General features: G+C 69.4%; 8 protein-coding genes. 3 read left to right on the forward strand and 5 right to left on the reverse strand.

Going from position 1 to position 12,456, the window contains the following annotated elements; genetic code table 11:
• Positions 1–31 precede the first annotated feature (31 nt).
• Both pbpC and AC2EBU_RS06940 read left to right on the forward strand, forming a co-directional pair.
• A complete protein-coding gene (gene pbpC / locus AC2EBU_RS06935) occupies positions 32–2,287 on the forward strand; it encodes a penicillin-binding protein 1C (protein ID WP_484609630.1) in 2,256 nt (751 codons plus the stop codon).
• A gap of 91 nt (positions 2,288–2,378) precedes the next feature.
• On the forward strand, positions 2,379–3,533 hold the full coding sequence (locus AC2EBU_RS06940) for an alpha-hydroxy acid oxidase (protein WP_484609631.1): 1,155 nt from the start codon (positions 2,379–2,381) through the stop codon (positions 3,531–3,533).
• Here AC2EBU_RS06940 and AC2EBU_RS06945 read toward each other — a convergent pair.
• Entirely contained in the window at positions 3,518–4,276 is a 759-nt protein-coding gene (locus AC2EBU_RS06945) for an SGNH/GDSL hydrolase family protein (protein WP_484609632.1), read from the reverse strand. The two genes, AC2EBU_RS06940 and AC2EBU_RS06945, sit on opposite strands and share 16 nt — an antisense overlap.
• A gap of 93 nt (positions 4,277–4,369) precedes the next feature.
• Between AC2EBU_RS06945 and AC2EBU_RS06950 the strand changes: the two genes are divergently transcribed.
• The gene (locus AC2EBU_RS06950) at positions 4,370–6,082 is read left to right on the forward strand and encodes a mechanosensitive ion channel family protein (RefSeq protein WP_484609633.1); all 1,713 of its coding nucleotides are present in this window, start codon (positions 4,370–4,372) and stop codon (positions 6,080–6,082) included.
• A gap of 21 nt (positions 6,083–6,103) precedes the next feature.
• Here the strand turns inward: AC2EBU_RS06950 and AC2EBU_RS06955 are convergent, their stop codons facing one another.
• From AC2EBU_RS06955 to AC2EBU_RS06970, 4 genes are all read right to left on the reverse strand, one after another.
• Positions 6,104–7,762 (reverse strand): acetolactate synthase large subunit, encoded by a 1,659-nt coding sequence (locus tag AC2EBU_RS06955; RefSeq protein ID WP_484609634.1) that lies wholly within the window; start codon positions 7,760–7,762, stop codon positions 6,104–6,106.
• 135 nt (positions 7,763–7,897) lie between these two features.
• Positions 7,898–9,511, reverse strand: coding sequence for an FAD-dependent oxidoreductase (locus tag AC2EBU_RS06960; RefSeq protein WP_484609635.1), 1,614 nt, complete (start codon positions 9,509–9,511; stop codon positions 7,898–7,900).
• Between the two features lie 244 nt (positions 9,512–9,755).
• Positions 9,756–11,627 (reverse strand): sensor histidine kinase, encoded by a 1,872-nt coding sequence (locus tag AC2EBU_RS06965; RefSeq protein ID WP_484609636.1) that lies wholly within the window; start codon positions 11,625–11,627, stop codon positions 9,756–9,758.
• A complete protein-coding gene (locus AC2EBU_RS06970; RefSeq protein ID WP_484609637.1) occupies positions 11,624–12,334 on the reverse strand; it encodes a response regulator in 711 nt (236 codons plus the stop codon). The genes AC2EBU_RS06965 and AC2EBU_RS06970 overlap by 4 nt, the downstream gene beginning before the upstream one ends.
• Positions 12,335–12,456 lie beyond the last annotated feature (122 nt).

The raw sequence follows: 12,456 nt of genomic DNA on the forward strand, positions 1-12,456 counted from the left end.
GATAGCAGGCTTTCACCATTCTGCGACGGGTATGCCCGCTTTTGATGCGGTAAAGGCCGGTTATCAGCCTTCTGACACGCTCCTCCTCGACCGCCGGGGCGAGGTGGTGCAGCGCCTGCGGTCCGACACCACGGTGCGCCGCGGCCAGTGGGTGGCGCTGGCCGATGTGTCGCCCGCGCTGCGCACCGCGCTGGTGCTCAGCGAAGACCGGCGCTTCTGGGAACACAGCGGCGTGGACTGGCGTGCCGTCTCGGCGGCCGCCTGGGGCAACCTGTGGAACACCCGCACCCGGGGCGCTTCCACGCTGACCATGCAATTGGCCGGGCTGGTGGATGGCGACTGGCGCGCCGGGCCGGGCGGGCGCACGGTGGGCCAGAAGATCGGCCAGACGATCGGCGCACAACGGCTGGAGGCCGGCTGGCGCAAGGACCAGATTCTGGAGGCCTACCTGAACCTGGTGCCGTTTCGCGGCGAGTTGGTCGGCATCGACGCGCTCAGCCGCACCCTGTTCGGCAAGGCCGCGCACGGGCTGGACGAGCGCGAGGCCGCCGTGTCCGCCGCCCTGGTGCGGGCGCCCAACGCCGCGCCCGCCCGCGTGGCCCAGCGGGCCTGTGGTGTGCTGCAGGCGATGAGCCCGGCGCCTGACGCTCCGGCCACGACGGCGAAGCGGGCGGCTTCGCCGGTGCCGGCCGCCGCCGCGCGCGCGCCCGGCATCGATTGCGAAGGGCTGGATCTTTTTGTCACCGCGGCCCTGCAGCGGCGCGACTACGCCGCCAGTGAAGGCATCGCACCCCATCTGGCCCGCCGCCTGGTCGCCGACGCCGGCCTCCCGGCGCCGGCGCGCCTGTCCACCACACTGGACGCCGGTCTGCAGCGTTTCGCCGTGCAAACCCTGCAAGGCCACCTGCGCGAATTGCGCGGGCGCCACGTCGAAGACGGCGCCCTGGTGGTGCTCGACAACGCCAGCGGCGAAGTGCTGGCCTGGGTTGGCTCGTCCGGCACCATCAGCGCCGCGGCCGAAGTGGACGGTGTGGTCGCCCCGCGCCAACCCGGCTCCACCCTCAAACCCTTCCTCTACGCGCAAGCGATCGCCGAGCAGCGCCTGACGGCCGCCTCGCTGCTGGAGGACGCGCCCACCCATATTCCCACGCCGGCTGGCCTTTACATTCCGCAGAACTACGACCGCCAGTTCAAGGGCTGGGTGTCGGTGCGCACGGCGCTGGGGGCTTCGCTGAACGTGCCGGCGGTGCGTACCCTGGTGATGGTGTCGCCCGACGCCTTTGCCCGCCAGCTTGCCGCCCTGGGGCTCCCTTTGCGGGAGACCGGCGACTGGTACGGCACCAGCCTGGCGCTGGGCAGCGCCGAAGTGCGCCTGCTGGACCTGACCAACGCCTACCGCAGCCTGGCCAACGGGGGGTATGCCGGCGCCGTCCGCACCGTGCGAGCCGCCGCCCCCGAAACACGTCCGCGCCCCCCCGCGAACCCAACCCACGCGCCACCCGCGCCCGTGCCGGCACTGGACCCCCGCGCCGCCTACATCGTCACCGACATCCTGGCCGACCCGAATGCCCGCGCCAGAACCTTTGGCACCGACAGCGTGCTGGCCACCCGGTTCTGGACGGCGGTCAAGACGGGCACCAGCAAGGACATGCGGGACAACTGGGCCGTCGGCTTTTCGCGCCGGTACTCGGTGGGGGTCTGGGTGGGCAATGCCAGCGGCGCCCCCATGCACGCCGTCAGCGGCACCAGCGGCGCCGCGCCGATATGGGCGGCTCTGATGGACTACCTGCACGCGCGCACACCGAGCCGGCCACCGGCGGCCCCGCCGAAACTGGACCGCCAGCGCGTGCATTTCGCCGGTGCGCTGGAAGCGAGCCGGGACGAATGGTTTCTGCCGGGCACCACGCAGTCCCTGTTCACTATTGAATCAATAGCTAAAGGTGACCTTTTCGCGCCGGGTATCGACCAAAAATATCCTAAAAGCGTCGCGCTGACCGGTTCGGGGGCCGTGCGCATCACCAGCCCGGCCGATGGCACGGTACTGGCGCTCGATCCGGACATTCCACCGGGTCGCCAGCGCCTGACGATACGCGCCGATGGCCCGGGCGGACATTGGCAGCTCGACGGTCGGGCGATCGGGCGCGGGGAGTCGGTCACGTGGTCACCCCGGCCCGGGCGGCACCGGCTCAGTCTGCATGCGGCGGACGGGCGCGAGCTGGACGCGGTGCGTCTGGATGTGCGCGGCGCCGGCATCAAAGCGGCGCCGGCTGCCGTGGCGGCCAAATAATTTCACGGGCGACCCATCCGCCTTCACACCCGCGCGGCGGTGAGGCGAACTACCATGGCGGCATCCACACAACAACGCCGGAGACATCCCCATGACCGTCATCACCACCATCGAAGACCTGCGTGTCATCGCCAAACGCCGCGTGCCGCGCATGTTCTACGACTATGCCGACAGCGGCAGCTGGACCGAGAGCACCTACCGGGCCAACAGCGACGATTTCCAGTCCATCAAGCTGCGCCAGCGCGTGGCCGTGAACATGGAAGGCCGCAGCACCGCCACCACCATGATCGGCCAGCCGGTGGCCATGCCGGTGGCCATCGCGCCCACCGGGCTGACCGGCATGCAGCATGCCGACGGCGAAATCCTGGCGGCGAAGGCGGCGAAGAAGTTCGGCATCCCGTTCACGCTCTCGACCATGAGCATCTGCTCGATCGAGGACGTGGCGCAGCACGCGGGCGAAGGCTTCTGGTTCCAGCTGTATGTGATGAAGGACCGCGGCTTCATCGAGCGCCTGATCGACCGCGCCAAGGCCGCCAACTGCTCGGCCCTGGTGCTGACGCTGGACCTGCAGATCCTGGGCCAGCGCCACAAGGACCTGAAAAACGGCCTGTCGGCCCCCCCGAAGCCCACGCTGGCCAACATCATCAACCTGGCCACCAAGGTGCGCTGGGGCCTGGGCATGCTGGGCACCCCGCGGCGCCAGTTCGGCAACATCGTCGGCCATGTGCAGGGGGTGGACGATGTGGCCAACCTGGGCGCCTGGACCGCGCAGCAGTTCGACCCGGCGCTGAACTGGGGCGACGTGGAATGGATCAAGAACCGCTGGGGCGGCAAGCTGATCCTTAAGGGCATCCAGGACGTGGAAGACGCCCGGCTCGCGGTGCAGTCCGGCGCTGACGCCCTGATCGTCTCCAACCACGGCGGACGCCAACTGGACGGCGCCGAGTCCAGCATCCGCGCGCTGCCGGCGATCGTCGATGCGGTGGGCAAGGACATCGAGGTGCAAATGGACGGCGGCATCCGCAGCGGTCAGGACGTGCTCAAGGCGCGCGCGCTCGGCGCCCAGGGCACCTACATCGGACGTGCCTTCCTGTACGGCCTCGGGGCGATGGGCGAAGCCGGTGTCACCAAGTGCCTGGAGATCATCCACCGCGAGCTGGACCTGACGATGGCCTTCTGCGGCCGCACCCAGATCGACACCGTGGGCAGCGACATCCTGCTGCCGGGCACCTATCCGACCGCCTGAGCCCCGACCGGAGGCAACGGCCGGCCCGACCCCGGCGCCCGGATCACCGCCGCAAGACGCCGCGCCCATTCGCGGTACACCGCCGGGCCGGGGTGAAAACCGTCAGCCGCCATGTCGGCCGGTTCCAGGCCGCTCTCGCCATCGTCGTAGCCGACCCAGACGCAGCCGGGCGTATCGAGTGCCAACGCCTGCAGCCGGCGGTCGAAACGACGCGCCTGGGCGCCCAGATAGGCACGCAAAGGCTGCGGCAAGGCGGGAAACAGGTGCATCGGCGGCAAGGCCGAGAGCAGGCAGCGCGGCGCACCGAAGTCCCGGCGCAAGCGCTCGAGCAAGGCCTGCTGATCGGCCATCCAGCGCCGCTCGCTGTGACCGCCGGTGACGTCGTTGACCCCCAGCGAAGTCACCACCACGTCAAATGGTTGCGCCGGAAACGCGGCCAGCGCGGCCAGCGCATCGCGGGTGGCATCGCCGGTACGCGCCAGCAGCCGCCATTGCACGCTGAAATGCCCCTGTAGCTGGGCCACCAGCTGGCCTGCCAACGCCTCCTGCTGGGAGGCTGCGCCGACGCCGGCTGCCGCAGAGTCGCCCAGGATCAGCAGGCGCAGCGCGGGCCCTGAGCCGGCGTGTCCGTCGCGTGGCCCCGGTGGTTCGGGCAGCACAGGCGTCACCCGGCGCACATGACGCCCCTGAAGCAGCAAAACCGGTCCGAGGACCACGGTGGCCGTGAGATGCAATACCGACATGCCGCCATGCTGCCACAGCCGCCCCGCCCAGGCTGGCGGACGGGCCCCGTCGACCGCAGCGGTGTGATAGGCTGAAGGCCGATGCCATCGACCTTGTCCCCGACCCTTGCCGGGCGCCGTTTGTCCACCGCGGACCGCTTGCCCGAACCGCCCGCCGACAGGGTGCTCGCGCCGCCCCCCTGGCGCCTGTGGCTGGCGGCCGGTTTTCTGGCCGTCCTGGCGCTGCTCGCCCTGGCGGCGCCCGATCTGGCCCGCGCCGAGCCCCGCAACCCCGGCACCGAATCCAGCGTGCGCCGCAGCATCGAGCCGGCAATGCTGGTGTTGTTCAACCGCGACATCGTTGAATTGCGCGGCTCGCTGGGGGGACTGGAGCCCGCCAAGCGGGCCGAACGCGCCCGCACCCGATTCAACCGCCTGACCGGCGAAGAGCTGGCCAGCCCGGTGGCCCTGCGACCCGCCTCGCTGGATGAGGGCAGCGGCTACGCCGTTCTCGCGGGCGAGCGCCACCTGTTTACCGTGCTGCAAAGCGATCTGGACCCGGAGGAGCGGCTGAGTCTGCGCGAAGCCGCCGAGCGCGCACGCCGCCATGTGCAGGACGCCACCGATGCCCGGCGCGCCCAGGGCGCACCGCTGTTGTGGCTCAAGGGGCTGGCCGTGGTGCTGGGATCGTTGCTCCTGTTTTCATTGGGCCTCGCCGTGGTCTGGCGCTTGCGGACCTGGCTGCTGGCCCGGGCGCAGCTGGCCGATCCGGGCCTGGCGACGTATCTGCGGGTCGGCGCGCTGCGCCTGGCCGCGCTGCTGCTGTGGCCGGCCCTGCTGACCCTGGTCTGGGCCCTGGTGGTCGCCACACTGGCCGCCTTTCCGTGGACCCAGCCGTGGGGCGATCGCCTGACCGATTTTGTGCGCCAGCTCGGCGGCTGGCTGGTGGCCGGCACGCTGGGCGCCATTCCGGGTCTGGTGACGATCGCATTGGTCCTGCTGGTGGCCCGCATCGTCCACGACCTGCTGCGCCACGCGCTGGAGCAGGTGCAGTCCGGCCGGGTGCAGGTGCCTTTGCTGCATGCCGAGACGGTGGGCGCCACCCGGCGATTGCTGGCCGTGCTGGTGTGGGGCGTCGCCGCGGCCATCGCGTACCCTTACCTGCCCGGCTCGGACAGCGACGCATTCAAAGGCCTGTCGGTGCTGTTCGGGCTGATGCTCACCCTGGGTTCGACGGGTGTCGTGACCCAACTGATGAGCGGGCTGGTCATCGTGTATTCCCGCTCGCTCAAGAGCGGTGACTTCATTGCCGTCAACGGGGTCGAAGGGGTGGTGCGGGAAGTCGGCGCGCTGGCGGTGAAGGTGGTCAACATGCGCAACGAAGAAATCACCCTGCCCCACTCGGTGATCACGGCCAACGCCATTCACAACTACAGCAAGCTGTCCGGCCAGCAGGGCACGCTGGTGTCCACCAAGGTCACCATCGGCTATGACACCCCTTGGCGCCAGGTGCACGCCATGCTGGTCAATGCCGCCAGCCGCACACCGGGTGTGCGCACCCAGCCACCCCCGTTTGTCTACCAGCGGGCCCTGAGCGACTTCTACGTCGAATACGAGCTGTTCGCCCACATCGACAAGCCGCTGGAGCGGGTTCCCATCCTCTCGGCGATCCACGCCGCGATACAGGACGAGTTCAACACCTACGGCGTTCAGATCATGTCGCCGCATTTCTACGAGCAGCCCGCGCAGGCTCTGGTGGTGGCGCGCGAGAAATGGTTCGACGCCCCCGCCCGTCCGCCGAACCGCGGCCCCTCGGACGGCAGCTGAGCGGTCAGACCCGCCCGTGCGTCAGGGCGCGATCTTGCGCTTGAGCGCGCGGGCGACCGACGGCGGCAGCGAGGGCAAAGAACGCAGCAGCCAGGGCAACACCTTGCGTTTGGCGCCCGAAAGGGACTCGGGTACGACCGCTTCGATCAGGTGCGGGCCGGGATGCGCCAATGCGTATTCCAGCGCCTTGCAAAAGCCTTCGGCTTCATCGGTCCGGACGGCGTGCACGCCCATGCCCTGGGCCAGGCGGGCAAAGTGCAACACGGGGCCGTGCAAGTCGAGCTGCGAAAGGGCCTTGGGGCCGGGACGCTCCGCGCCGACCCGTTCCAGCTCCACATTCAGCACCGAATAGGACGCATTGTTGAAGATGATGACAGTGACGTTGAGCCCCTCGCGGGCCATGGTCCACAGTGCCTGGATGGTGTACATGGCGGTGCCGTCCCCGATGAGGGCAATGACCGGGCGTTCGGGACAGGCGATGGCTGCGCCGATCGCGTTGGGCAGGCCCTGCCCGATCGCACCGCCGGTGAGCGTAATCAGGTCGTGCCGCGGCGCACCGGCCGTCATCGCGCCCAGCAGGAGGCCCGAGGTAATGGCCTCATCGATCAGGATGGTGTTCTCGGGCATCAGATGGCCCACGGCCTTGCACACTTTGGGGGCATTGAGCCGGCCACGGGGGCGCCCGGGCCGCCAGGCTGCCTGCAGGGCCGGGGTCGCCTGGTCCGCACCCAGCGCCTGCGCGAGACGGGCCAGGCTGGCGCAGGCGTCCTGAGAGGGACTGCAGAGGGTATGGACCGTACAGCCGTCCGGCACCAGGTCGCTCTTCTTGCCCGGATAGGCGAAGAAGGAAACCGGCGACTTGGCGTCGACCAGAATCAGGTGCTCGATATCGGCCAGCTGCACGCCCGCCATCTCCGCCAGGTAGGCGATACGCTCCACCGCAGGCAGCCCGGCGCCCCGCTCCAGCCGGGTGGGAAACACCTCGGCAAACAGGTGCACACCACTGGCTGCGGCAATTCGTGCGGCCAACACCAGGCCCGGTTCACGCAAGGCCTGGCCACCAAGCAGCAGGGCGGCTTTCCGTGCGGACCTCACCGCCAGGGCAATGGCCGCCACCACACCCTCATCGGCCGCCGGGGCCGGGGCCATGGCGGGTACCGGCGCTGGCTCGCCGCCCTCGCCCCAGGACACATCGGCCGGCAGGATCAAGGTGGCGACCTGGCCAGGCAGGCCCCGTGCAGCGGCGATGGCATCGGCCGTGTCGCGACCCAGTTCGGCGGTGGATTTCGCGGTGCGGACGAAACCCGGCGAGACGTTGCGCGCCACGGTTTCGATGTCGGACTGCAACTGCGCGTCGTATCGGGTGTGGTCGGTGGCATGGTCGCCGACGATGTTGACGACGGGCACTTTGCCCTTGCGCGCGTTGTGCAGGTTGGCCAGACCGTTGCCCAGGCCGCAGCCCAGGTGCAACAGGGTGGCCGCCGGTTTGTCGGCCATGCGGGCATAGCCGTCGGCCGCGCCGGTGGCAACCCCCTCGAAGAGCGCCAGCACCGCGCGCATTTTTGGCTCGCTGTCCAGCGCTGCGACAAAGTGCATTTCGCTGGTGCCGGGGTTGGTGAAGCAGACTTCGATGCCGGCATCCACCAGCGTTTTCATCAGGGCATGGGCGCCATTGGTCATGGAAATCTCCGCATCAAAAGGTCAAGGGATCAGGCCGGACGGGCATACCCAGGCCGCAAGAGCACGCTGGAAACGATGTCGCCCTGCATGGTGTCTTCGGGTTGTCGGTGAAGTCCGGTTCCGACGGGGCTGGATTCAGCCGCCGCCCGCGATCGACCGCACGGCGGCCCGCGCGGTCAGGATACAGCCGGGCAGGAAGGTGCCCTCCAGCGAGCGTTTGCCGCTGGCCCCCCCGCCACCGAAGCCGGCGGCCTCGCCCACACAGTACAAACCAGGGACAGGCGCGCCCGCGCCATCGAGCACCCGGCTGTGCAGATCGGTGCGCAACCCGCCCAGACTTTTGCGGGTGATGAGCTGCATCTGGATGGCGATGAACGGCCCCGCCCCCGGCTTTTGCAGCGGCGCCGGCGCGCAGGTTCGCAGTTTGTCCGGCCCCCATTGCCTGGCGTGCTGAATGCGCCGGATCTGGTCGTCGTTGTGCAGCTTGTTGCCCCGGGCAAAGTTCGCATCGAAGGCGTCTGCCGTCGCCTGTAGTACGGCGGGGTCGACGTCGTGGGACGCCGTCAGCGCATTCATCTTCGCGGCCAGCCCCGACAGCGTGTCATCGACCAGGAAATGCGGACTCTCCGCCGCCATCTGCCGCACCAGCCGGTGATTGCCCAGCAGGGTTTCCTTCAGGAACAGCGGGAACTGCCGGTCACGTATGCGCTGGTTGTGCTCGGCCCCCGAAATGGCAAATTCCTTGGCCGCGATACGCCAGTTGAGCAAATGCCAGGTCCAGGGTTTTTCCTGGGCTGCCACGCGCTGGCACAACCAGTGGGTATCAAAGCCGGTGACCAGGGGCTCGGGGCCGATGCGTTCGCCTTTGTGGTTGAGCCACAGCGCCGACTTGCAGGGGATGGTGGACAGGCCATGCCCCTCGAAATGCGCAAACGGATGGGGAAAGCCCGCCGCGTAGTTCCACATCTCACCCGCCCGCACGATCTGCCCGCCCAGCCCCGCTGCCACCTGGTGCAGTGTGCCGTCAGCGAACGGGTGGGCGCCGTTGAGCATCGTGGCGGGCCGGGGCCGGTCTGCCGGCCAGTGGGCACGGGCCTGCTCATGGCTGCCGTTGATCCCGCCCATGGCCAGCACGACCACCGGCGCGACCAGCCGCCGCGCAGCGCCCGAGCCCGTATCGACTGCGACCGCGCCCACCAGCCGGCCGCCCTGCCGTTCGACCTCGGTGACACGGTGACCATGCAGCACGGTCAGCCGCCCGCCGGTGTCGGCTGCGCGCATCTGTGCAATCATCCGCCGGGTGAGCTCCCGCGCGGTTCCCCAGACGATGTGGTAGCGCGGCACACTGTTGCCGTCACCCTGCAGGCCCCGCTCGACCCAGTTGACTGCCGGCATGAAGCGGATGCCCTCGCCAATCAGCCAGTCATACACCTGCGCACGGGAGTGTTCCACGTAGTAGCGCGCCCACTGCTGTGCCCAGGTGTCATCGGGGTCCAGTTCGCCGAAACGTTGCCAGTCGCGCAGCGCGCGTTCGGGGGTGTCGGGGATCTTCATGCGGGCCTGCAGCGGCGTGCCCACCAGCGCCATGCCACCGAAGGCCCACAGCGCCAGGCCCCCCAGACGCTCGGGGGTATCGCGGTCGACGAGCGTGACGCGCTGGCCCGCCCGCAAGGCCTCCAGCGCGGTGACCAGGCCCGCAAGCCCGCCACCGATCACCAGCAGGTCACTGGTCAGCGTCTGAGTGTTCATGCCCTGTCTCCTTGTCGGCTTGGCGGCCGCTGTTTGTCCGGGGACGCCGGCGCGCCCCGTTGCCAGGGGGCGCTGTCTACCATTTTCCACCGCTTTCGCCCGCGCCACGCGGACCGGCGACACGCCCGGGACACCAGCGACGGGTGGCCAGCACCCCTAGATCGCTACGTTGTTAGTAGCATAAAGTGACCTTTTTACCATGGGTATCGCCCTTTCTGACATCAAAACCGGCTCCGCGAGGCCCTCAGGGTCGAACCCGGGGCAATATCAGGCGCACCAGTGTCCCGTTTTCCCGCGGTGGATACTCGCAGCGGGCGCCGACCAGTGCCGCGCGCTCGGTCATCGACCGGCGGCCGTTGCCGCCGGTCGATGTCGGGTCGCTGCCGCAACCGTCGTCTTCCAGTTCAAGCAACACGTCGCCGTTGTCGGCGGTGGCACGCACCGTGAGCCGGCTGGCGCGGGCATGCTGGATCACGTTGGAGATCGCCTCCAGCAGGATGAATTGCAGGTGGCGCATGTCGGCAGCCTGCAGGTAGACCAGCAGGGGCAATTCCTCGACCCGCCACTGCAGCCGCAGCCCCGCCGCCTCGATCCGGCGTCCCAGGCGATACCGGAGACTCGACAAAAGCGCGTTGACATCACCGGGCGGCAGGTTCATGGCATCAATCGACAGCCGCAGCTGATCCAGTGATTCCTGCAGCGTACCCAGCAACTCGCCGCGTTGCGCCTGGCCACTTTCGACCTGCTTGATGGCGGCGATCAGGTGGGCACCGGCACCGTCGTGCATGTCGCGCAGAATGCGGCTTCGCTCCTCGGCTGCGGCCTTGGCCTGCGCCAGCGCGGTCAGCTCGGCATGGCGCTGGTTGAGTTCCGCCTCACGGGCGGCCAGGCGCTCACCGATACTGTGGTTCAGTTGCACCAGCTGTTCGCGCGCCTGCTTGAAGCGCAGGCTCACGATCACCAATACCGCCAGGGCCAGCGTCACGCCGGCGTATTTGTTCCACGCCGACTCTTCATACAGTTCGACCATCGAGCGGCCGGCCACCAGGTCCCGCGTGATGGCCGCGACACAGAGCGTCAGCGCCAGCGTCACCAGCCAGCGCGGCCATGACGGCTGGCGGCGACAGTCCCACCACAGACGCGCCGCGAGAACCATCCAGAGCGTCAGCGATGCGAGCATCCACAGCACCAGCGGCTGCGAACGCCCGGCCACCCACGAGACCGCCAGCAACAGCGGCCCGGCCAGCACAACCGCCGCCACCGCCCGCGCTTCAGACCGAGGCCGCTGGTTGTCCCAAAGGGACGCGATCATGCGGTACAGGGCGGCGGTCCAGACCCAGAACAGCACCAGGGTGAGCGCCACCGCGCCGGGCCAGTCCAGCCAGGTCTGCTCCCACCAGGTGTCGATCAGGCGCAGACCCCAGGCGGTCTCGCCGACCGCGGCCCAGGCGTACAGCGAATCACGCTGCTGCAGCCACAGCAGCGCGGAAAGGCCCGCCACCAGAAGACTCAGCACCGTCACGGCCTGCGGCAAGGTGATGCGGACCCATTCCTCCCGCTGCCACAGCGCCTGCAGTTCGGCGGCCGGGCCGACCCAGACAGCGGACAGCCCGGCACGTCGCCCAAGGTCCGCGCGAAGGCGCACGCGCAGCTCGTTGTCGGGCTGCAGCAGGAAATCCGGCACCACCACCCAAACCGGACGGCGGGCGGCCCAGGCGTCATTGGCGCGCTCCAGCTCGCCGCCCGAAGCGAGCGGATGCCCGTTGATGTCTATGGTCCAGGCGTTGCCCAGGCGGGGCACCACAACGGCCCAGGGCTCGGGCGGAGTGCCTTCCGCGCGCGCCGGGCGGTCAAACCGCAGACGAAGCTCCACCACACCGGACTTGCCGGGGGCCTGCAGGTCCCAGTGCAAGGGCAGGTTTCGGGCGCCGGCCAGTCCGCTGGGCGGACCCCGGTCGACCAGCTCGGCGCGAACCAGCCGTTGCGCGTCGCCGCCGGGAGTCACCGGGCGCGCCAGCCAGGCCAGCGCCGCGACGAGCAGGATCGCCGCCATCAGGAGCACCGCAGCCGGGCCGGGGATCGGCCCGCTTGCCCCGGAGGCAGTGCGGTCGCTCACGGGCGCGGGGGCTCGACCAGCCCCAGCCGGCTGGCTTCGTAGACCGCCTGCCCACGGGAGTGGACCGACAGTTTGCCGTACAGATTCTTGATGTGCATCTGCACGGTATGGCGGGTAATGCCTTCCTGCTCGGCGATTTCGGCGTAGGTGTAGCCGCGGGCGATCAGGCGCAGCACATCGTGCTCGCGGGGGGTCAACGGAACCGGCGGCGGCGGTGCAGTACCCGGCCCCGGGCGGCCCTCCGGCGCAAGGTCGACCTGCCGCAACCGCTCCAGCAGGCGACGGGCCAGCATCGGTGATATCGGAGACGCCCCGCCTTTGACATCGGCGATGGTCCGCCCCATGTCGGCCGGCGCGGCGTCCTTGTGGATGTAGCCGACGGCGCCGGCTTCGACACAGGCCAGTACCGTGTCTTCGTCACCCAGCACCGAGATCACCAGCACCTCGCAAGCCGGCTGCAGACGCCGCAGGCGGTAGATCAGCTCCAGCCCGTGGCCGTCCGGCAGCGCCAGGTCGGTCAGCAGAATGTCGGCCGGATGTGTTTCCAGCCAGGACTGGGCGTCGCGCAGGCGGCTGAAGGAGGCCTGCAACGCCAGCGCCGGGTGATCGCATATGCTGCGCTCGAAATATCCCCGCAGCCGCTCGTCGTCTTCGAGCAGCACTACGCGCCAGGGCTCGGCGTGGACGGGGGACGGTGGCGTATTCATGGCGGCAGGGGCAACCGGTGCGGCGCAACGCTCGGCGTGGCGCCGGGCCGGACCATGAATCTTAGCGCCCGGCCGCCGGACCGACCCCCCACAGATATGGGTAGTGCGTTCGCGCCGGACTG

It is taken from the genome of Curvibacter sp. T50, assembly GCF_057219955.1.